This is a genomic window from Burkholderia sp. Bp8984, assembly GCF_003853755.1.
Classification (GTDB): Bacteria; Pseudomonadota; Gammaproteobacteria; order Burkholderiales; family Burkholderiaceae; genus Burkholderia.
The window spans coordinates 55145-76917 of the sequence record NZ_QTQN01000007.1 but is presented as its reverse complement, the minus strand read 5'-3'; the positions used below and the strand labels follow the sequence as shown (position 1 = coordinate 76917).

At 66.2% G+C, this 21773-nt stretch carries 18 protein-coding genes; 11 read left to right on the top strand and 7 right to left on the bottom strand.

The annotated features are described in order from the left end of the window. Nucleotides 1-252: 252 nt before the first annotated feature. Nucleotides 253-1617 carry an MFS transporter gene (locus DID98_RS09765; RefSeq protein WP_124520735.1) on the top strand — a complete coding sequence of 455 codons (1365 nt, stop codon included), beginning with the start codon at nt 253-255 and terminating at the stop codon, nt 1615-1617. Between the two features lie 130 nt (nt 1618-1747). Further along, nucleotides 1748-2806 carry a porin gene (locus DID98_RS09760; protein ID WP_260439257.1) on the top strand — a complete coding sequence of 353 codons (1059 nt, stop codon included), beginning with the start codon at nt 1748-1750 and terminating at the stop codon, nt 2804-2806. A 13-nt stretch (nt 2807-2819) separates the two neighbouring features. On the opposite strand, the gene DID98_RS09755 is transcribed toward DID98_RS09760, so the two are convergent. Beyond that, nucleotides 2820-3812 (bottom strand): LysR family transcriptional regulator, encoded by a 993-nt coding sequence (locus DID98_RS09755; RefSeq protein WP_124521824.1) that lies wholly within the window; start codon nt 3810-3812, stop codon nt 2820-2822. A 125-nt stretch (nt 3813-3937) separates the two neighbouring features. On the opposite strand from DID98_RS09755, the gene DID98_RS09750 reads away from it, so the two are divergent. Continuing rightward, a complete protein-coding gene (locus tag DID98_RS09750; RefSeq protein WP_124520729.1) occupies nt 3938-4936 on the top strand; it encodes a quinone oxidoreductase in 999 nt (332 codons plus the stop codon). Between the two features lie 91 nt (nt 4937-5027). On the opposite strand, the gene DID98_RS09745 is transcribed toward DID98_RS09750, so the two are convergent. After that, entirely contained in the window at nt 5028-6542 is a 1515-nt protein-coding gene (locus tag DID98_RS09745) for an MDR family MFS transporter (RefSeq protein ID WP_124488142.1), read from the bottom strand. 230 nt (nt 6543-6772) lie between these two features. Here DID98_RS09745 and DID98_RS09740 point away from each other — a divergent pair, with 230 nt between their 5' ends. Then, nucleotides 6773-8332 (top strand): methyl-accepting chemotaxis protein, encoded by a 1560-nt coding sequence (locus tag DID98_RS09740; RefSeq protein WP_124520727.1) that lies wholly within the window; start codon nt 6773-6775, stop codon nt 8330-8332. Nucleotides 8333-8534: 202 nt separating this feature from the next. Here DID98_RS09740 and DID98_RS36205 read toward each other — a convergent pair whose 3' ends face one another. The 4 genes from DID98_RS36205 to DID98_RS09720 form a co-directional block, all read right to left on the bottom strand. Further along, the gene (locus DID98_RS36205; RefSeq protein ID WP_260426896.1) at nt 8535-8966 is read right to left on the bottom strand and encodes a hypothetical protein; all 432 of its coding nucleotides are present in this window, start codon (nt 8964-8966) and stop codon (nt 8535-8537) included. Next, complete coding sequence (locus DID98_RS09730; RefSeq protein WP_185500293.1) at nt 8933-10150, bottom strand: DUF6402 family protein; 1218 nt, start codon at nt 10148-10150, stop codon at nt 8933-8935. The genes DID98_RS36205 and DID98_RS09730 overlap by 34 nt, the downstream gene beginning before the upstream one ends. 189 nt (nt 10151-10339) lie before the next feature. Continuing rightward, complete coding sequence (locus DID98_RS09725; RefSeq protein ID WP_124520725.1) at nt 10340-12007, bottom strand: ATP-dependent helicase; 1668 nt, start codon at nt 12005-12007, stop codon at nt 10340-10342. Nucleotides 12008-12127: 120 nt separating this feature from the next. Next, nucleotides 12128-12982, bottom strand: a complete 855-nt coding sequence (locus tag DID98_RS09720; RefSeq protein WP_044843213.1) for a helix-turn-helix domain-containing protein — start codon at nt 12980-12982, stop codon at nt 12128-12130. A gap of 533 nt (nt 12983-13515) precedes the next feature. Between DID98_RS09720 and DID98_RS09715 the strand changes: the two genes are divergently transcribed. Next, nucleotides 13516-13725, top strand: coding sequence for a hypothetical protein (locus DID98_RS09715; protein WP_044843214.1), 210 nt, complete (start codon nt 13516-13518; stop codon nt 13723-13725). Nucleotides 13726-14077: 352 nt separating this feature from the next. After that, a complete protein-coding gene (locus tag DID98_RS09710; RefSeq protein WP_124520723.1) occupies nt 14078-14362 on the top strand; it encodes a hypothetical protein in 285 nt (94 codons plus the stop codon). A 230-nt stretch (nt 14363-14592) separates the two neighbouring features. Here the strand turns inward: DID98_RS09710 and DID98_RS09705 are convergent, their stop codons facing one another. Continuing rightward, on the bottom strand, nt 14593-15240 hold the full coding sequence (locus tag DID98_RS09705) for a hypothetical protein (RefSeq protein WP_124520957.1): 648 nt from the start codon (nt 15238-15240) through the stop codon (nt 14593-14595). Nucleotides 15241-15486: 246 nt separating this feature from the next. Between DID98_RS09705 and DID98_RS09700 the strand changes: the two genes are divergently transcribed. The 5 genes from DID98_RS09700 (at nt 15487) to DID98_RS09680 (ending at nt 21773) form a co-directional block, all read left to right on the top strand. Next, a complete protein-coding gene (locus DID98_RS09700) occupies nt 15487-16821 on the top strand; it encodes an FAD-binding oxidoreductase (protein WP_124520721.1) in 1335 nt (444 codons plus the stop codon). A gap of 60 nt (nt 16822-16881) precedes the next feature. Beyond that, a complete protein-coding gene (locus DID98_RS09695; protein WP_044843218.1) occupies nt 16882-17976 on the top strand; it encodes a TrkA family potassium uptake protein in 1095 nt (364 codons plus the stop codon). A gap of 142 nt (nt 17977-18118) precedes the next feature. Next, complete coding sequence (locus DID98_RS09690) at nt 18119-19597, top strand: sensor domain-containing diguanylate cyclase (RefSeq protein WP_124488138.1); 1479 nt, start codon at nt 18119-18121, stop codon at nt 19595-19597. Between the two features lie 311 nt (nt 19598-19908). Beyond that, nucleotides 19909-21336, top strand: coding sequence for an MFS transporter (locus DID98_RS09685; protein WP_124520719.1), 1428 nt, complete (start codon nt 19909-19911; stop codon nt 21334-21336). 104 nt (nt 21337-21440) lie between these two features. Next, complete coding sequence (locus tag DID98_RS09680) at nt 21441-21773, top strand: cupin domain-containing protein (RefSeq protein WP_124520717.1); 333 nt, start codon at nt 21441-21443, stop codon at nt 21771-21773.

The window sequence follows — 21773 nt, the reverse complement described above, 5'->3', positions numbered from 1 at the left end:
GTTGCAAGAATCGGACAGTCCTGTCCCCGCTCAGGAAAAATCCGGATAGCGCCCGGCGTGAGAAAAAAACGGATTGAATTCGTGCGCGGCCTGCAAATTCCGGATAGTGGGAATCATTGTGGCTTCCTACACTGCGTCGACGTTCGACCGGAAGCCGGTGCATCTCGTAAATAAATTCGGATAACTACTAAATATGCGGGCCGGCCGATCGTACTGATTCGAAGCCTCCCCACTGGAAAAGGAAGGAACTCCATGCGTCAAATCAATCTGCAGGCGCTCTCGGACGATGCGCGGCTGGGCCCGCTGCACGGTGTCGTGCTGTTCTGGTGCGCGCTGATCATCGTGTTCGACGGCTACGATCTCGCGGTGGCCGGCATCGCGCTGCCGGCGATCATGAAGAACATGGGCGTCAGCCCCGCGCATGCCGGCTTCATGGTGAGTTCGGCGCTGTTCGGCATGATGTTCGGCAACATCGTGTTCGGGACCGTCGCCGAGCGGATCGGGCGCCGGCGGGCCATCGCGGCCTGCCTGACGCTGTTCAGCGTCTTTACCGCGGCGGCCGGGCTGGCGCCGACGCCCGCGTTGTTCGGCGCCGCCCGCTTTCTGGCGGGGATCGGCATCGGCGGCGTGATGCCGAACGTGATCGCCCACATGACCGAGTACGCGCCGCGCCGCATGCGCAGCACGCTGGTGACGCTGATGTTCAGTGGCTATTCGGTGGGCGGCATGCTGGCGGCCGTGATGGGCAAGGGGATGATCGAGGCGTACGGATGGCGGTCGGTGTTCGTCGCCGCGGGCGCGCCGGTGCTGCTTGTCCCGCTGCTCATGAAATGGATGCCGGAATCGATGTCGTTCCTGATCAGGCGCGGCAGGACGGGCGAGCTCGCGCGCATCGCGTGCCGGCTCGATCCCGCTTACCGGCCCCGACCGGACGACTGCCATGTCTTGCCGCGGGAGGAACAGGCGGGCAACGCGCCGGTGCGCCGGCTGTTCGACGACGGTCGCGGGTTCAGCACGGTCATGTTCTGGATTGCCTGCTTCATGTGCCTGTTCATGGTGTACGCGCTCAGTTCGTGGCTGACCCGGCTGATGGCCGGGGCGGGCTACAGCCTCGGTTCCGCGTTGACGTTCGTGCTGGTGCTGAACGCCGGCGCGATGGTCGGCGCGATCGGCGGCGGCTGGCTGGCCGATCGCTTTCCGATCAAGACGGTGCTCGTTTCGATGTATCTGCTCGCGGCGATCTCGATCACGCTGCTCGGCTACAGGATGCCGACTGCGCTGCTGTTCGTGCTGGTCGGGCTGGCCGGCGCGTCGACCATCGGCACGCAGATCGTCAACTGCGCGTATGCGGGGCAGTTCTACCCGGTCGCGATCCGCTCGACCGGCATCGGCTGGACGCTGGGCATCGGCCGCGGCGGGGCGATCCTGGCGCCGATCGTCATCGGCGTGCTGGTCGGCATCGATCTGCCGCTGGAGCGCAACTTCATGGCGATCGGGCTGCCCGCGCTGGCGGCGGCGCTCGCGGTCGGCCTGATCGATCATCGACGCTCGGCTTCGCATCGAGATCAGGCGGGCAGCCCCGGCGAACGGCAGCAGGCATATGTCAAGCAATCCTGAGCAGTGCGCCGGCGCAAATGCGGCACGACGGGGCGCTGCGTCGTGTGGCGCATGGAAAGCCCCGGTCATGCGGACCGGTTCCGCTGAGAGGCGGACGGTTGCGAAGCGGCGAGCGCTTGCATGGGCGCTGATGGCGGCATCCGGCATCGCGCATGCGCAAGGCGGCACGACGTTGTACGGCATTGTCGATACTGGCGTTTCCTATTACAACCGAGCGGCGAAGGGCGGATCGACGGTGGACATGCCGCACCTGACGGGCGCAATGCCGTCGCGGTGGGGCGTGAAGGGCGTCGAGGAGATCGGCGGCGGATACCGGGTGTTCTTCGTGCTGGAAAGCGGCTTCCAGCCCGGCACGGGCCGGCTCGGTGGCGGCGGGCGATTGTTCGGCCGGCAGGCGAACGTCGGGCTGGGCGGCGCCTATGGAACGCTCACGCTCGGCAGGCAGATGAACATGACGGCCCATGCGCTCGCCAACGCCGACGTGATCGGGCCGTCGATCCATTCCCCGAGCAACTTCGACGCGTATCTGCCGAATGCTCGAAGCGACAATGCGATCGGCTACCTGGGCAAGTTCGGCCGATTCACGATCGGCGGCACCTACAGCTTCGGGCGCGACGCCGCCGGGCCGGCCGGCCCCTCCGCCACCGGCTGCGCGGGGCAGGTGCCCGGCAATCCGCTCGCGTGCCGGCAATATACGGCGCTGGTCGCATACGACACGCCGCGTTTCGGTTTCGCCGCGTCCGGCGATGTCAAGCGCGGCGGACCGGGCGCGGCGGCGCCGCTCGGCAGCAGCGCCCATACGAGCACGCACACCGTCGTCGACGGCTACGCGTTGGTGGGGCGAGCGAAGCTCGGCGCGGGGTGGATACGAAACAACGTCGCGGCCTCGGCCCATGTGCAGACCGATATCCTGTTCGCCGGCGTGACCTACGCGCGGACGCCGGCGGTATCGTTCGACGCGCAAGGCACGCGCTACCTGCAACGCGGGTCGGCGCGCAATACCGGCGCGAGCGCGACCCTGCTGGTCGGGCGTGCCAGTTACCTGCTGTCGAAGCGCACGCGCGTCTATACGTCGGTCGGCTACATGCTGAACGGCCCGACGGCGGCCAAGGCCGTCGCCGCCGGCGGGACGGTCGACGCGGGGCGTGACCAGTTGGGAATCATGGCCGGGTTGCAGCAGAAGTTCTGACGGGGCCGGGGCGTCAGAGCCGCCCCTCGGCCGCATGCACCGCGTCGGCGATTGCATCCGCGACGCGTTGCACGCGCGGCGACCGGCGCACGTCAGGATGAACGACGAGCCAGATTTCGCGCTCGATGTCGCAGCGTGGTGCGGCAGTGAGTTCGACGAGCGCCGCGGGGGCGGCTGCGTCGGTTGCCGCGGCGGCACGGGCGGGTTGGTGGGCGTTGGCGCGGGCACCGGCCGCGGCGCGGGGACCGCCGGTTTCGGATTCGCCGGGCGACCGGGACGCTGCCGGCAGGGCGTCGAGTGCTGGATCGTCGACGAGAAAGCGCGGCAGCAGCGCGATTCCCGCACCGGCCACGCACGCACGATGCAGCGCGGCCAGGTCGTTGGCGACGAACGCGAAGCGGCGCCCGGCCGCGAAGCGCTCGAGCCATTGCTGCTGCGGCATTTGCGCGAGCGCGTCGTCGTAACCGAGGAATGCCCAGGTGTCGGGCGGCGTGGCGGCCCAGTCGGGCGACGCGCACAGCGCGAAGCGCATCGTGCCGAGCCGGCGCGCGGCCAGCCCCGGCTCGTTCGGTCGTGACAAGCGCACGGCGAGGTCGGCTTCGCGCGCATACAGGTTGGCCGCGTGCATTTCGCCCATCAGGTCGATCCGCAGCGCGGGCCACGCGCGCTGCGCGCGGGCGAGCCGCGGCGCGAGGAAGTGGCTCGCGAACACCGGCGACGCGGACACGCGCACCACCCCCTCGAGCGCCGCCGCCCCCTGCGCGGCGCGCGCGAACGCATGTACGTCGGTTTCGACGCGCGCCGCATGTTCGGCGAGATGCAGCCCTTCGTCGGTCGGCGGCCAGCCGCGCGGCAGCCGGTCGAACAGCCGGATGCCGAGCGCGGACTCCAGCGCGTCGATGCGCCGGGCAACCGTCGAATGCTGGACCTGCAGCGCCCGCGCCGCGGCCGACAGGCTGCCGCCGCGCATCACCGCGAGGAAATAGCGGAGGTCGTCCCAGCTCATCGGCGGCGCGGACACTGCCGTTGGTTCGGTCGAATTTTGCACGGTAGATGGGCGCATAACGGGAATTCCGTTCGATTATGCACGATGGGATGATCGTGTCACTTCATTCGATTGCGAGGAACGTCATGACCCAAACTGCCACCGCCACCCGGATCGGGATCGACCGCTACGGCGACGCCGGCGTGCTGCGCCGCGTCGATGCGCCCGTCGCGCCGCCCGGCGCCGGCGAGGTGCGGATTCGCCAGACCGCCGTCGGCGTGAATTTCGTCGACATTTATTTCAGGACCGGCGCGCACCCGTTGCCGGCATTGCCGGACGCGCTCGGCGTGGAGGCGGCCGGCGTGGTCGAGGCGGTCGGGCCCGGCGTGACGGCGCTCGTCCCGGGCCAGCGCGTTGCCTATGCGGGACTGCCGACCGGCAGCTATGCGAGCCTGCGCACGCTGCCTGCCGAGCGCGTGGTGCCCGTGCCCGACGGCGTGAGCGACGACGCGGCCGCGGCCGGGCTGCTGAAAGGCATTACTGTTTACATGCTGCTGCACCGCGTGCGGCAGGTCGGCGCCGGCGAGACCGTGCTCGTGCATGCGGCGGCCGGCGGCGTCGGCTTGCTGGCGACGCAGTGGGCGCGCGCGCTCGGCGCACGGGTGATCGGCACGGTCGGCTCGGCCGCGAAGGCGGCGCTGGTGCGCGCACACGGGGCGGAAGCGGTGGTCGATTATCGCGAGGCGGATTTCGTCGCGGCGGCCCGCGCGTTCGGCGGCGGCGCGGGTGTCGACTATGCGATCGACGGGATCGGCGGCGACGTGCTGACGCGTACGCTCGGCGCGGTCCGGCCGTTCGGGATGGTCGCGAGCATCGGGCAGGTCGCCGCGATCGGCGCGCGGCAGACGATCGATCTCGACGAACTCGGGCCGGCCCGCTCGATCGCGCTGGCGCGGCCGAGCGTGCTGGGTTTCATCGCGCGTGACGTGGCGGGGTATCGGGAAGCGGCGCGCGCGACGCTCGAGCGGCTCGCGGGCGGGATGCACGTGGAGATCGGCGCGCGGCTGCCGCTCGAACAGGCGGCCGACGCGCATCGCTTGCTGGAGTCGCGGCAGACGACGGGCGGGGTGGTGCTGGTGCCGTGACGGCGGGCGGGGCGGCACGGCGATCGCAAATCGGGAGAACGGTCGCCTCGTGGCTTCGATCGGCCGGCGATCGCTGCCGCCGGCCTGCGAATCAGTTGTGCTTGCGCAGCGGCGCGCTCTCGACGAACCAGGCGAGCACGAACGCGATCGCGATCACGCCGGCCGCCGCGAGATACACCACATGCAGCGACCCGGCGAACGCATGCAGGTAAGCATCGCGCACCGCATCCGGCAACTGGTGCACGGCCGCCGGGCCGAGCGCGGGCGGCAGCTCGGTGCCGGCCGGCAGCGCCTGCACGATCCGCGACTGCAGCCCGTGCGAGAACAGTGCGCCGAACGCGGCGACGCCGAGCGAACCGCCGATCGAGCGGAACAGCGTCGCGCCCGACGTCGCGACCCCCATGTGCCGGAATTCGACCGTGTTCTGCACCGCGAGCGTCAGCACCGGCATCACCATGCCGAGCCCGATCCCGAGCAGCGCCATGTATGCGTACATCGTGTGCAGCGGTGTGTCGAGCGACAGCGTCGACAGCAGCGCCATCGCGACACCGCCGATCAGCGTGCCCGCGATCGGAAACGGCCGATACGTGCCGAGCCGCGAGATCAGCCGACCGCTGACCACCGACATCGCGAGCATCCCGCCCATCATCGGCAGCAGCTGCATCCCGGCCTGCGACGGCGTCGAGCCTTTCACGACCTGCAGATAGAGCGGAATGAACGTGACCGACCCGAACAGCGCGATGCCGACGACGAAGCCGATCAGGCTCATCAGCACGAAGGTGCGCTGGCGGAACAGTTCGAGCGGCATGATCGGCTCGGCCGCGAGCCGCTCCTCGTAGATGAAGCCGCCGACCGCGACCACGCCGAGCACCAGCGTCATCCATAGTTGCGGCGACGACCACGGCAGCAGCGAACCGCCTTCGCTCGTGAACAGGATCACGCAGGTGAGGGCCGTTGCGAGGAACGCCGCGCCCATGTAGTCGATCCGGTGCTTCACGTGCGCGGTATGCGGCCGGAACGCGATGCCGATCACCGCGAGCGCGACGCAACCGAGCGGCAGGTTGATCGTGAAGATCCAGCGCCACGACAGGTGTTCGACCAGGAAGCCGCCGAGCAGCGGCCCGACGATCGTCGCGAGGCCGTACACGCCGCCGAACATCCCCTGATAGCGCGCGCGGCGGTCGGGCGGCACGAGGTCGCCGATCGCGGCCATCGTGACGACCATCAGCCCGCCGCCGCCGAGCCCCTGCAGCGCGCGCAGCACGATCAGTTGCGTCATGTCCTGCGCGATGCCGCACAGCGCGGAGCCGGCGAGAAACAGCACGATCGCGGCCTGCAGCACGATCTTGCGGCCGTACAGGTCGCCGAGCTTGCCGTACAGCGGCAGCACGACCGTCGACGACAGCAGGTACGCGGTGACGACCCATGACAGCTGGTCGAGGCCGCCGAGCTCGCCGACGATGGTCGGCAGCGCGGTCGACACGATCGTCTGGTCGAGCGCGGACAGCAGCATGACGAGCAACAGCGCGGCGACGATCAGCCCGGTCGGCGCGTCGCGGCGGGCCGCGTCGGCGGCCGGCGGGGCAAGGAGGGTATCGGTTCTCATCGAGATATCTGCCATGGCAGGGAATTGAGCGAAATATAGAGATAATTTATTGCCTGGTCAATTTCTGCCGGGCCTCGATTTGTTGCATCGGTAACAGGAGATTGCCGGCCGGGAAAAATTGATCGCGATCAGCCCGACGGCGGACCGGACTCAAGTTTTTTGCAGGCAAACCGTAATCCAGAGTGCCGCGGACCGATTGCCGCGGCACCCTTTATCGCTCCCGTCCCGTCATGAACCTGAACGCCCTGTTTTCCCGTTTCTCGATCCGTACGCGGATTTTTTCCACGCTCGGGCTCGTCGCCGTGCTGCTCGTCGTGTCGGGCCTGATCGGCCTGACCGGCATGCAGCGCTCGAACCGCGCGCTCGACGAAGCCTATACGCGCGAGCTGGCCGCGAAGACCGCGCTGTCCGCCGCGAGCCTGAACCTGACGATCGTGCGCACCACGCTCGACCGCGCGATGCTGCATCCGGAGGCGCCGGACGTGCCCGAGCTCGTCAACAAGGCCGAGGGCTATCTCGCGAAGGCCGACGCCGCGTGGCGCACCTACGCGACGATGCCGCACGACGGCGACGAAGGCCCGCTCGCGACCCGGCTCGACGCCGCGCGCCAGGCGCTGATCGGACAGGCGTTGAAGCCGATGATCGATGCGATCCGCGCGGGACGCCGCGACGACGCCGACCGCCTGCTGATGACGGTCGCGCCGCCGCTGTCGGTCGCGCTCACGCAGGCGACCGACGCGCTCGACGCGTACCAGGCCGCGCGCGGCAAGGACGTCTACGACACCGCGCAGACCTATTACGGCTGGATGCGCGCGGGCGCGATCGCCGGCATCGCGTTCGGTCTCGCCGCGTGTCTCGGCTGCGCGGTCGGCCTGCATTTCGCGATCACGCAACCGGTGAACCGCCTGCTGTCGCATTTCCGCCGCCTGTCGGACGGCGACCTGACGTCGGAAGTGCGCTGGTCGTCGCGTGACGAGATGGCCGAGCTGGTCAAGGGTGTGACGGGCATGCAGCGCAGCCTTGCCGATACGGTGCGCCAGGTCAGCCAGGGTTCCGAAGCGATCTCGACCGCGACGCACCAGATCGCGGCCGGCAACACCGACCTGTCGCAGCGTACCGAGGAGCAGGCGTCCGCGCTGCAGGAGACGGCCGCGAGCATGGAACAGCTGACGGCGACCGTGAAGCAGAACGCCGATCACGCGGTCGAGGCGCAGGCGTGCGCGGACAACGCGAGCGAGATCGCGACGCGCGGCGCGACGGTCGTCGGCGAGGTGATCGGCACGATGAACGAGATCGACCAGAGTTCGCAGAAGGTGGCCGACATCATCGGCACGATCGAGGGCATCGCGTTCCAGACCAACATCCTCGCGCTGAATGCGGCGGTCGAAGCCGCGCGCGCGGGCGAGCAGGGCCGCGGCTTCGCGGTGGTCGCGGGCGAGGTGCGCACGCTCGCGCAGCGCTCGGCGTCGGCCGCGAAGGAGATCCGCACGCTGATCGGCGAGTCGGTCGAGCGCGTCGCGACGGGGTCGCGGCTGGTCGGCGTGGCCGGCGCGACGATGCAGGACATCCAGCAGGCGATCGGCCGCGTGACGGGCATCATGACCGAGATCGCGGCCGCGTCGAACGAGCAGCGCGACGGGATCGAGCAGGTGAACCGCGCGGTGTCGCAGATGGATCAGGTGTCGCAGCAGAACGCGGCGCTGGTCGAGCAGGCGGCGGCGGCTGCGGCGTCGCTCGAGGAGCAGGCCGATGGGCTGCGGCGGGCGGTGGGGGCGTTTCGGGTGGCGTGATCGTTAGCGGGGCGGGCAACACACCGGGGCGGCATCGTGGCTGTTCAGGCGTGGCGCCCGCGACGCGCTTCGCGATGAGGCTCAGTCCAGGTTGTCCCGAATGATCCGGTCGAGAACACTGGCGTCGTCCGCAGGGCTTTCAGAGCCGATCAATTTACATCCTTCCACGAGCTCATCTTGGAATACGTTCGCTTCGACACGCTCAAAACAAAGGCAATCTGGCGCGAAGCCAATCCCACTTGGTGGGCGGAATTTTCAGATATTTGTTGTGGTTTGACTCATCGGTCAAGTCGATGTAGCGGACCACATTGCCCTCATAGCTTAAGGGTTGGTGAAAGCTTTTCCCGTGATACCAGTTGACGGAGAAGTATCTCTTCGCCACGAGCTCGCCCTTGTCGTTGAAAACCTTCAGTTCTATTTTGTCATTCGTCCCGTTCTGATCATTTCCGCCAGTGCCGCACATCATGAATCGATAGTAGACTCCATTCATGTGTCTTATGCCGCCGTCTAATGTTTCCGGGTGATCGTAAAAGTCGCATCGTCCATAGGCAGGGCGGTTGAGGTGAATGGCCAGGCCGGTGGCGATATAAAAGATAACAACTAAGCCAATGTATCTGATGGTTCTAGTCTGCATATCTCACCAAGATTGAGATCGATCGGCTTATTCAGCTTTAGATAGACGGGTTTTGAATATATCATGAAGTCCTTGCCTCGTTGATGCTTTTCTCTCCAGCGATTATAGTCCGCGTTGTAGACTGGAAAGTAAACGTCGGATTTTTTGAATTTTCCAAGCAAGCCTTTTCGCGTGTCTACGGGTTTGTTGATGCTTTTCGCCCAAATATCGAGGTCGGTTTCCCGCTTTGGCGAACTGGAGTCGGCGAGCATTGAGCCCGGCGCAATGACCACTCCGAACTTGTTCCAATGCCCCAAATACTGCTTTCCGTTGAATGAATAGTTGTCTTTCACGTAGGCATAGATGTGCGTGATTTTTCCGGTGGCATTGATGCAGTAGAGGTTTCCTGATTTCTCGTATTTGAAGTATCTTTCACTTGAAATCTCAACATTTCCTATGGCGATGTAGATGTTGAAATTGGCCAGTGCTCCCGTGAGATCCGTTGGGGAGAGATTTTCCAGGGTATCCCAATTTATTATTGGTAGCAGCTGAAATTGCCAATCGTTGTGAAATTTTGGCAAATCGCGGATGAATCGTGAGGTGTTGAAATTGAATGTTGAATTTCTTTCGAGAAATAGTTTTTTAACGAAAGGCTTGGCGATGTTGGTTGCTGTTTCTACGGATCGCCTGCTATAAATGCCGTTCGCGAGGAGGTATTCGAATTTCCTCCGGATGCTGCCAAATTTCAACGTCCAATCGAGTGTGATGCTGTCGTCGTTCAATGGCTGGGGTGACGTTGGCTCGTCGTTGTACGTATGCGCAGAACCAGCGAACCAGATTCGCGCAAGCTTGGCTGAGACTTTCCAGCCCAGATTGTCCATCGCAATCGGCACGTCCTGGAGGTCGAAGGCCGGTGGGTTGTCGCAAACTTCCGATTCCCGTTGCTTCGGCGGTTCCTGCGTGATCGTCTGAGCGGCTTTCGGCTGAGGCCGAGATTGAGGCGCGGCACTTTGTTTCGGCAGTTTCGAGGCTTGAGAAATTGTCTCGGGAGGCGGTGGCTTTTGCCCCGGTGCAGGCCTGTCGATGGACACGCTTCTCTGCGTATCGAGAGGAATGCATCCCCGATGGCCCTTGTATTCCTTCAGTTCTGGTCCGAACCAGCCTTTTTGCGGCTTGTAGTACGGCACCTTTTTTACATCGGTCATGGAATATTCCGTTTGCAACGAATGGCCTGGCATCGTACTGACAGGCTGCAAACGGATAAATCGCCAGGTGCTGCCGGAACCGGGCGAAAGACGGCTGGATAAGCGCGCCGGGCAGAACGAAATGTGCCCGATTGTCAATGAACATCACGACGGAGAGCATCCTCGTGCCGAGAGAGTCGTTCCGCCGCGTCATCCACCCGCAAGCTGCGCCGCCGAGCGAGCCGACGCGACGAGCAGCAGCTTCATCGTCGCGCGCGTCGCGCCGACGAACAGCTTGCGGGCCGCACGCGCATCGAGCGTGTCGAAGTCGATCTCGGTGAGGATCACGCACGGCGCGGACTGGCCCTTGAAGCGGTAGATCGAATCGAGCAGCACGTCGCCTTCGCGATATTCAGGGTTGCCGAACAGGTCGTACTTGCCGGTGAAGCGCTTGACCCGGTGCGGGCCGAGCTGGTCGAGCCGCGCGAGCACCGAGCTTTCGCGGCCGCGATACGACAGCACCGCGATGTCCTGCTTGCGGAAGCCGAGCGACAGCGCGTGCGTGATCGCGCGCTTGGTCGCGTCGATGCACGCTTCGGCGAGTGCGTCGCCCGACGCGCCGTCTTCCCCGTATGACGACACCGACGGATCGGAACCGTCGAACGGGCTGCCCGAGCGCAGTTCGGCCGCGAGCGGCTCGACGCGGCCGACGACGTCGCGCACGAATTCGAGCAGGTCGCGCGGGCTGCGGTAGTTCGTCAGCGCCTTCAGCGTGACCCAGCCGGGCAGCGCGACGGGCTCGCGCAGATAGAGGTTCTGCAGCGGGTCTTCCAGCCACCACCACGCGGCGTCCGGCGCCAGCAGGCGCTCCAGTGCCGCCGCCCACGGCGCGTGGAAGTCCTGTCCTTCGTCGACGATCAGCACATCGAAGCGCCAGCGTTCCGGAATCGGCGCTTGCGCGAAGCGCGCCTCGAGCCGCTCGAACGCGCCGGGCGTGTCGAAGTCGGGCGTATAGCCGCCGTCGCGGGCGACCCAGTCGCACAGCTGATGGTAGTTCGCGATCTTCGCGCCGGGCGGCGCGATGCGCGCGATGTAGTCGGCGAGCGGCCGGTTGAAACACACGTAGAGCACGCGCTTGCCGGCCGCGACCGCGTCGCGCATCGCCTGCACCGCGAGCTGCGTCTTGCCCGAACCCGCGGTGCCCGTCACGCGCAAGCGGAACGGCGTGAACTCGAGCTGGCGCGCCCACTCGGCAAGCCCGCCCGACAGCCGCGTGACGAGCGTGCCGGCTTGCCCGACGAGCGCGCTCGTGTCGGGCGTGAGCGCCAGTTCGTCCGCGAGGAAGTGATGCAGCTTCGCTGCGTTCGGCAGCGGCTCGTCGTGCTCGGGCAGGATCTGCAGGATCACCTGCGCGAGCTGCGCCTTGCGCGACGCATCGACGATGCGGTCGGCCGCGACGCCGGCGATCGCCGTCTCGCGGATCGCGTAGTCGGGGCAGTACAGCAGCGCCTCGACGCCATAGACGCCCGCGCCGAGCCCAGCGGTCAGCCGCCGGTGCAGCGTCTCCTGCGTGCGCGCGAGCTGGATCGGGACGTTGCGCTCCTTCTGCAGGTAGACCTTCACGAGCCCCTTCGGCGTTTCGCGCAGGAAGCCGGCCTTCTGCTCGATCAGCAGCACGCGGCCGGCCGGGCTCACGACGACGAACGCCGCTTCGCCGAACACCGAGAAACCCTGGTCGGCACGCGTCCAGTGCACGCCGTGATAGACGGTGTAGTTGTCCGGCAGCGCGTGTTCGAGGGCGGCAAGCGTCTCGCGCTCGCGTTCGGCCGCGCCGGTGGCGGCGAGGCTTTTCCAGTCGTCGGGAATGAGGCGGGCCATGAAGTCGGGCGGCGGATGCCGGTCGTGAACGGGGTCCGGCTATTGTACTGAGGAACCTGTTCACGACCGCCGCGCCGCCGGGGCGCCGGCCATGCGAAAGAGGTAGACGGCGTGCGGGAATTACCCGCGTGCGAGCCGCTTCGCGAGGTCGGCGCTGAGGATCGCCATGCGCGCGGGTTTTTCGTAGCAGACGACGTCGAATGCGCGGATCACTTCGCTGATGTCCGCTTCGCTCGCGCGGCCGGTGAGCAGGTCGCCCGTCAGCACGAAGATCGGCGCGCCCGGATTGTCGGACGTGCGCACCGCCTTGATCGCGGTGGCGGCCGTGCTGTCGTCGAACAGCCATTCGGTGACGACCGCGTCGAACGCCTGGCCCTGCAGCGCGTCGACGAACGGTGCGAGGCCGTCGAACGCGGCCGTCGAGAATCCCTGCCGCTCGAGATAGCGGCACAACTCGGTCGCGCTGACGCGATCGGGATCGATCACCGCGACGACGAGCTTGTCGCTCTCCGCGCGGCGCGGATAGATCTCGATCTTGTGCACGTCGTACGCGTTCTGATACAGCACGCCCGTATGGCGCAGCACGCGCCAGCGGCCGTTCTGTTCGTACGCGACGAACTCGGGGCGCGCGCCGGCTTCGAGCGGCGCGCCGATCCAGGCGGTGCACGGAATTTCGGCGACGCCGGCGTACAGGACGGCCTCCTGCGAATAGGCGCCGACCATGCCGGGGTCGAGCGTCTGCGCGCCGAACAGTTGAGCGGCGGGCTCGCCGTAGGCTTCGGCGACTTTCTTGATTTGCGCGAGCGTCCAGGGGCTGCTGCCGCGCAGCTTGCGGTGACCCTGCGAAAAGCTCAGGTCGAGGATGCGGCACAGCTCGGTGGTTTGCTGGCGCTTGCCGATGCCGTTGCGGGTCATCAGCTCGCGCACGCGCTCGGCAACCGCGAGGGAATCCGTGGTGATTGCTTCAGTGGTCATGCTACGGGAACGGATCGTGACGTTCAGAACGACGCCTTGCGGCAGTCTCGGCGGACAGTCTTTACGACGTCCAGGGGCGAGCCGACCGGCCACGCGCGGAAAAGATAACTTTACCGCAAAACGAGTGTCATTCCATGTCGCAATCGGTGCCTTTCTGTGAAAGGTGTGTCACGACGTTACGCTAGATCCACAGGCGTGCGTCAGGCACCACTGGCCCGTTCGCAACCTTCGGACGCGGATCGCGAGACGCCGGGACACGATTCCTCGCCGAGCGGCACGTAATCGCACCGCACTGCCGACGAAATGCACCAGAGCAGGGCGTGTCGGCGACCCGAAGCGCGGCATCGTGCCGCTGCGTCGGCGACAAATTTTTACATGGCGTCCGAGTCGTGCCAGCTGGCCCCGGATCTTACACGCGGATGGTTCGACGGCTTACTCTAATGAAACCGATGGGGATGCTCTGGTCGGGCACGCGCATGAACGCGGCGGAACCCCATGCTACGATTCGCCCGTCTCAAAATAGTGTTGAAGCGATGCAGAAGAAATTTGTGATGCGCGGGTACGAAATGAACTGCGAACCGCGCGTGACGGAGGACGGCAAATATGCCGCCCAGGTCGAGGTCACGAAGCTGGGTTTCAGCCGCGAGGCCGCTTTCCGCAAGCTGGGCGAATTCGATACCGAAGCGGACGCCGTCGCCTACGCGAAAGCATTCTCCGAAGCCTGGTTGAGCCGCTACGCGTAGCGCGTCGTTTGCCCGGGCACGACGGGCGCCGGCTCGACCGGCCGGTGCATGCACTGTGAGCCATTAGGGCGCCGAACGGGCGCCCCCCATTCAAAGCGAAAATCACGAGTAACGCCCGGAGGCGCGGCGGGGTCGCGCGCACCTTCTCGCCTTTGCCGCGTGGCGCCGTTGCCGCATGGCGACGCGCCCGGATCGTCGCGCCCGGCAGAAAGGTTCGCGGAAGGCGATGGACAGCCGGCCCGCGATTGATTCCTGATGGTTTCGAATATCCGGGGAAGCGAGTAGATTCATCGCCCGGGTTGTGAGGTATCGTTCGATGCTCGATTGAAGGCAACGCAATTGGAGGCAGCGAATGGCCACTTTGTGCATGCAGATCGTCGTTCTCGGTAAAACTGTCCAGCTCATGTTGTCGTCGGAGCACCGTACTGCCAGGATTTACATCGTCGACGCCGACGCGGGCAGCCATCCGCCCCGAACGATGAGCATCGAACAGTACGTCGACGCCGGCATGACGGACGACGAGATCGCACGGCATGTGCTCGAAGTCGTCACGATGTCGATCGAACAGCTCGCGCGGCTTCAGCCGTACAACCGCACGGTGCGCGCGCAAACGCGTCGGTTGAGCTATCCACACTGATCACCCCGATACCGGTTGCACCGGGATCGTCCCGGCGCGAACCGCGCCTTTCGATCTTCGATAACGTCCATGTGGCGCGATGACCTCGCGGTCATCGCGCCTTCGGCATTGATCAATGAAGCATGGCCTGCCCGACGCATTGCACGGGAAAGTATCGTCATGTCGTCATGATCAGGAAAACGAACGACATCGAAGAACCCTCGAAAAACGACCACCGAATTCGAATCGCCTTACGCCGGCATATACGTGAACGGCTCTCCGTCTTCCCGCTCGACGGACAGCAGCCGCTTGAGTTGATCGAGCGCGAACAACTGCTTGCCTTCCGCGGCCGCTTCGGCGATCGCGGCATCGACGAGTTTTCGCGCGCGCGCGAGGATCACGGATCGCTGACGCGCGATCTCGAGCACCATGCGTTGCTCGATGTTCTGCCGGCTCGATTGCCTGTCGCTCAGATGGCGCCAGCGATCGCGAAGCTCGGCCCAGGTGATGCGCTGGAATTCCGGAATCGTGCAGGGAAGCGTGCCGGTTTCCGCGGGTTCGGGCTGCGCGCGCAATGCACATCGCAGCACTTCACGCGCGCGCCATTCATCGGAAAACGGTGCATACACGTCGCGCGAGCGGCCGATCGGATTCGCGCGCTCGATTTCCTTTTCGAGCAGGTAGGTCAGCCGTCTCAGTGCGGAACCGTGCGCGAGCATGGCCGGATCGAGCACGCGGATCCCGCGCGATGCATCCGCGACGTGCGCTTTCAGTTCCCACAGCGTCAGACGAAGGTGCTGCACCTCGAGGATCAGGCGCTGGACGTCGGCGTAGGTGCACTTCGTCCACCATTCGGTGAGGTCGTTCAGCTTCGGGGGATCGAATGGGGGGAGGATCATGTTACTGCTGAAGAAATACTGTATGGATATACAGTTTATCGCGCGGTAACATAGCGCCGTCAAGGCGAAAAAACAGGGACGGTCGACGGGCAACCGTCACCGATGGCGGGGCCGCGGCCGCGCACCGGATCGTTCATCGACTTTCCCCCACGTTCGCCCTCCCGATCCTCAATCCGGGCGCCTGTCCGGCGCATGCCATCGCGAACGCCGATGAGTGTGCCGGCGTATCGACGCCAACAGAGAACAATGACGACCACCTATCCGCTGCACGACGCATTGACGCACGCCGACACGGCGTTTCCGGCCGAAGCCGACATCGTGATCGCCGGCGCCGGCATCATGGGCTGCGCGGCCGCCTACTACCTCGGCCTGCGCGGCCTGAAGGCCGTCGTGCTCGACAAGTCGCGCATTGCCGGCCAGCAATCGACGCGCGCATGGGGCTTCGTGCGGCAGCAGGGCCGCGAGTCCGCCGAAGTGCCGCTGATGATGGCCGGCATGCGGATCTGGGAAGGGCTCGAGCAGGCGCTCGGCTTCGACCTCGAATGGCGGCAGGGCGGTTGCCTCTATATCGCCGACAACGACGACGACTGGGCGTCGTTCCAGGCGTGGCTCGCCGTTGCGCGCGAACACGGGCTCGACACGCGCACGCTGACGCGCGCGGAAATCGACGAACGCGTGACCGGGCTGTCGACGCAGGCGCGCACGCTCGGCGGGCTGTATACGGCGACCGACGGGCAGGCCGAACCGCGCCGCGTGGCCGCCGCGTTCGCGGCGCGCGCGACGCAAGCCGGCGCGCGTTTCTTCGAAGGCTGCGGCGTGACGGCGATCGAGACGGCCGGCGGCGCGGTCGTCGGCGTCGTGACCGAGCGCGGCACGATCCGCACGCGGCGCGTGATCTGCGCGGCCGGCGCGACCAGCTTCCGGCTGCTCGACGGCGTCGGCATCCGGCTGCCGCAGCAGGCCGTGCGCGGCACCTGCATGCGCACCAACGTGTTGCCCGACGTGTCCGCGTCGACGATCTGGGGGCACGGCCTCGGCATCCGGCAACGCAGCAACGGCGCGATCAATCTCGCCGACGACATGCAGGTCGACGTCGACCTGACGCTCGGCCATCTGCGCGGCCTGAGCCTGTTCTGGCCGGAATTCTGGTCGCAGCGCGAGAAGTTCCGGCTGCATTTGAATGGCGCCGCGTGGCGCGATGCCTGCGCGCGCATCGGCGGCGGAGGCGGGCCGATCGAGCCGCGCGATCCGCAGCCGCAGCCGAATCGCGCGCATGCGCCGCGCGCGCTCGCGAAGCTGAAGGCGATCTTCCCCGCGCTGAAGGACGCGCAGATCGTCGAGGCCTGGGCCGGCCTGATCGACGTGCTGCCCGACGGGATTCCGGTGATCGACGCGCCCGGCACGCCGTCCGGGCTCGCGATCGCGACCGGCTTCTGCGGGCACGGCTTCGCGATGGGGCCGATCGTCGGGCGGCTGCTGGCCGAATGGGTCGATACGGGCGCGCCGTCGCTCGACCTGGCGGCGTTCCGCGCCGGGCGTTTCGCCGACGGGACGATGGTGCGGCCGCGCAGCATGCTGTAGCGGACGGGCCCGCGTGTTCCCGTCGTAGAATCGAGCCCGCAATCTTCAGGAGATTCCCCGTTGGCAACGCCCTCCGACAAGCGCCGCTCGTTGCGCTCACGCCTGCGTCGTGCCCGCGATCCGTGGCAGGCGCCGCGTGCGCGCACGCTGTTCACGCGTCCCGCGACGTCGCCGCGGCGCACGCTGCTGTTCCGTCTCGGCGCGGTCGTGGTGCTGTGCATGCTCGCGTTTCTCGTGCTGTATCTCGATCGCGACGGCCTGCGCGATTCGACCAAGAGCACGCCGATGAATGTCGCCGATCTCGTGTACTTCACGATGGTCACGGTCGCGACGGTCGGCTACGGCGACATCGTGCCGGTCACCGCGCGCGCGCGTCTGATCGATGCATTCTTCATCGTGCCGATCCGCATCGGCATCTGGTTCATCTTCCTGGGCACGGCGTATCAGTTCGTGATCCAGCGCGTCATCGAGGAATTCCGCATGAAACGCCTGCAGAAGCAACTGTCCGATCACATCGTCGTGTGCGGCTACGGCCTGTCGGGGTCGATCGCCGTGCGCGAGCTGCTCGAAAGCGGTGTCGATCCGTCGACGGTCATCGTGATCGACGCGCAGCAGCAGGCGCTCGAGGCAGCGACGTCGCTCGGCGTGACGGGGCTGCTCGGCGATCCCGCGCACGAGGATCTGCTGCAGCAGGCGCAAGTGCGCTCGGCGAAGGCCGTGATCATCTCGGTGACCGACGACCCGACCGCGATCCTGCTGACGCTGTCGGTGCGCAGCATCGCGCCCGAGACGAAGATCGTCGTGCGGATCCAGGAGAACCTGTATCAGCGGCAGCTGCGGCAGGCGGGCGCGGACGTGATCGTGTCGTCGACGAAGATCGGCGCGCTGCTGCTCGCGGATGCGGTGCATAGCCGCTACATCGTGCCGTTCGTGAACGACATGCTGTCGACGCGCGGGCGCGCGACGCTGCTGGAGCGCGAGGCATTGCCGCACGAAATCGGCTGCATGACGAACGTCGTGCCGGGCGCGATCGTCGTCGGGCTCGATCGCTGCGGGAAGATCCATTCGTTCTACGAGGATCCGCCGTGCCGGATCGAGGCGGGGGATACGCTGGTCGTGATTCAGTCGGCGCGAATTCCGGATCCGGATGTGTGAGGGACGGTTGTGCAGCATCCCGGCATCGTGCGCCATGCCGCGCGGTGACCGGGGCAACCCCGCTTGATATGTCCCCGCGCGTTATTTAGTATGAGGTAATCGCGTCGTGCGCCGCGCACGAGCGTGATCATCGAGGAGACACATGCAATTCAGGTCGACGGCGCCCTATACCATCGTCGTGATCGGTATCGTGATTGCGTGCGCGCTCATGGGTCTGTGCGTGTTGCAGCTGTTCCAGAGCCGTAACGACGCGCTCGCGCGGGCGAGCGAAACCTCCCGCAATCTCGGCCTGATCGCCGAGCGCGACATCGAACGCAATTTCGAACTCTACGACCTGTCGCTGCAGGCTGTCATCGCGGGGCTTCAACGTCACGACGTGATGACCGCGCCCGCGAGCTTGCGGCGCGCCGTGCTGTTCGATCACGCCATGACGGCAGAGTTTCTCGGCTCGATGCTGGTGCTCGACGCCAGCGGCAACATCGTCCTCGATTCCGCCGGCGACGAGCCGCGTCACGGCAATTTCGCCGATCGCAAGTATTTCACCATCCACCGCGACAATCCGGACGCAGGGCTCTACGTCAGCGATCCGTTCATATCGCGCCTGCGAAGAGGCTCGCCCAGCATCGGGCTCTCGCGGCGGATCTCGAACCCGGACGGCTCGTTTGCCGGCGTCGTGCTCATTGCGGTCAACCTCGAGTATTTCCACCAACTGTTCGCCGGCCTGTCGCTTGGACAGCACGGCTCGATCTCGCTGATCGGCAACGACGGCGTGATGGTGATGCGCCAGCCGTACGACGTGCATACCATCGGGCGCAACATCAGCAAAGCCGCGACCTTCCGGCGATTCCAGACCGCGCCGGAGGGCTCGTTCTCTGAAACGTCGTCGATCGACGGCGTGCGCCGTCTCTATTACTTCAAACATCTACCCAAGCTCCCGCTGATCATCATGGTCGCGGAAGCGGAGCAGGATATCTATGCGGCCTGGCGGCACCGCGCCGTGACGATCGGCGCGCTGGTGGCGACGTTCGGCGCCGCGTTCATCGGGGTGTCCTTCATGCTCGGCACGCAACTCCGGCGCCGGATGCGCGCCGAGTCGGAACTCGTGCTGCTCGCCCGCACCGACGGTCTCACCGGCCTGAACAATCGCCGCAGCTTCGCGGAAGTGCTGGACCGCGAATGGCGCCGCGCGCGGCGCGCGCGATCGGTGTTCTCGTTGCTGTTCGTCGATGTCGACCGCTTCAAGGCCTACAACGATACCTACGGCCACCAGGCGGGAGACGATGCGCTGGCTGCGGTTGCGCGCTGCATCGGCGACAACATTCGCCGGCCGGCCGACACCGCAGCCCGCTATGGCGGAGAGGAATTCGTCGTGCTGCTCCCCGATACCGCCGAGACGGGTGCCGCCCAGATTGCCGAGCGGATTCGCGCGGCGATCGACGAGCTGCCGCTCGAACACGCCGGCAGCGAACACGGGCACGTCACGGCCAGTATCGGCCTGGCGAGCTGGACGCCCGAGCACGATGCCGAGGCCGAGGCCGTGATCAAGGCTGCCGACGAAGCGTTGTACTACGCGAAGGCGACCGGCCGGAACAAGGTCGTCGCGTTTCAGCCGCCGGCATGACGCGTGGCGCGACGTGCAGGCGCGTGGCCGCGCTCGAATTGCCTCGAGCCCGCCGCGGTCGCGATTGCACCTGCGCGTGCCTGCCAGGCGTACGCGGCCGCGAAACTTTATGACGTACACCGAATAATTTATCGGTTTATATCGGTTGGGAATGCCGGATCGCGGGAACAGAATCGTCGCTTCCGGAACCCGAATGCCTGTGTGTCGACGCTCCAGCATCCACTTTTCATGTGATGGCGAGCGTGCATGCACGTGTCGGGTTCCTGTCTCCATGTGGACATCGCCGGCCATGCGGCGAACAAGGGAATGCGATGAGTTCGATCGATCTGAACGCAGTCACGCCGGTTTCCGCGCCCATCCGCTCCGCGAGCGATGTCGCGCGCCTGATCAATACGACGGACAGTTCCGTCAGCCACGCGCGGATGATCGTGCTGCTCGCGCTCGGCGGCGTGTTTCTCGACGCGTACGACCTGACGACACTGTCGTACGGCATCGACGACGTCGCGCGCGAATTCGGCCTGACGCCCGCGCTGACGGGGCTGGTCGGCTCGGCGATCATGATCGGCACGATCTTCGGCAGCCTGATCGGCGGATGGCTGACCGACAGGATCGGCCGTTATCAGGTATTCATGGCCGACATGCTGTTCTTCGTCGTCGCGGCGATCGCGGCCGGGCTCGCACCGAACGTCTGGGTGCTGATTGCCGCGCGCTTCGTGATGGGGCTCGGGGTCGGCATCGACCTGCCCGTCGCGATGGCGTTTCTCGCGGAATTCTCGAAGTTCAACGGCCGCGGCAACAAGGCGTCGCGGCTCGCTGCATGGTGCCCGATGTGGTACGTGGCGTCGTCGGTGTGCTTCCTGCTGATCTTCGGCATGTATTTCCTGCTGCCGGCCGAGCATGCGGGCTGGCTGTGGCGCGCGTCGCTGATCTTCGGCGCGGTGCCGGCGCTCGTCATCATCCTGGTCCGGAATCGCTTCATGAACGAATCGCCGTTGTGGGCCGCGAACCAGGGCGACCTGGCCAATGCCGCGCGCATCCTGCGCGAGTCGTACGGCATTCACGCCCATGAAGCGGACGACGCGCCGCGCGAGCCTAGCCCGCCGCCCGTGCGGATTCGCGTGCTGTTCCAGCGTCCGTATCTCGGCCGAACGATCGTCGCCAGCGTGATGAACCTGTGCATTCCGTTCGAATACACGGCGATCGCGTTCTTCCTGCCGTCGATCCTGTCGCAGTTTCTCGGCGCGGGCGTGTTCGAGACGATCGCGGCGTCGCTTGCGCTGAACGTGCTGTTCGCGTTGACGGGCGGCTTGCTGGGCATGCGTCTCGCGTATCGATATCCGTCGCGTCACGTCGCGATCGCGGGCTTCGCGCTGCAGTTCGTCGCACTCGTCGCGCTCGCGCTGGCGGGGCATCCGCACGGCGCGCTCGCGATCGGCCTCGTGCTGCTGATGCTCGGCACATGGCTGTTCGCCGAAGGTTTCGGGCCGGGTGCGCAGATGATGATCTATCCGACGCTGTCGTATCCGGCGGCGATCCGCGGCACCGGTGTCGGCTTCGGGCGCTCGCTGTGCGGGATCGGCCAGGCGCTCGCGCTGTTCGTGCTGCCGATCCTGCAGGCCCGTCTCGGCACGGACATGTTCTGGGTCGTCGCGGTCAGCGCGGCCACGCCGATCGTGTTCCTGCTGATCGTGCGTCATGAACCGACGGCGCGCGATATCGACGCCGAGGCGGCCGCGTGAATGCAGCGCTTGCCGGAACCCGCAAACAAGTTCGCCGCGATGCCGGCCTTCGCGCTACATTGGCGTCATTCGCCTTCAGCCGAAGGCCGACCCGGAGTCGAACCATGCAACGCCAGACCGGCAACCTGTTCAGCCTCGAAGGTGCGCGCGGCGACGACGAGCGCGTCGACGTGCTCGTCGCGGGATCGCGCCTGAACGTCGAGCGGATCGTGTCGATGGGGCACACGAGTCCCGATGGATTCTGGTACGACGATTCGCGTGCCGAATGGGTCGTGCTGCTGTCAGGCGCCGCGGTGCTCGAGTTCGAAGCGGACGCGACGCTGCACGACATGCGCCCCGGCGATTACGTGCTGATCGAACCGCATTGCCGGCATCGTGTCGCGTGGACGCATCTTGAAGAACGGTCGGTCTGGCTCGCGATCTATCACGATCGATGA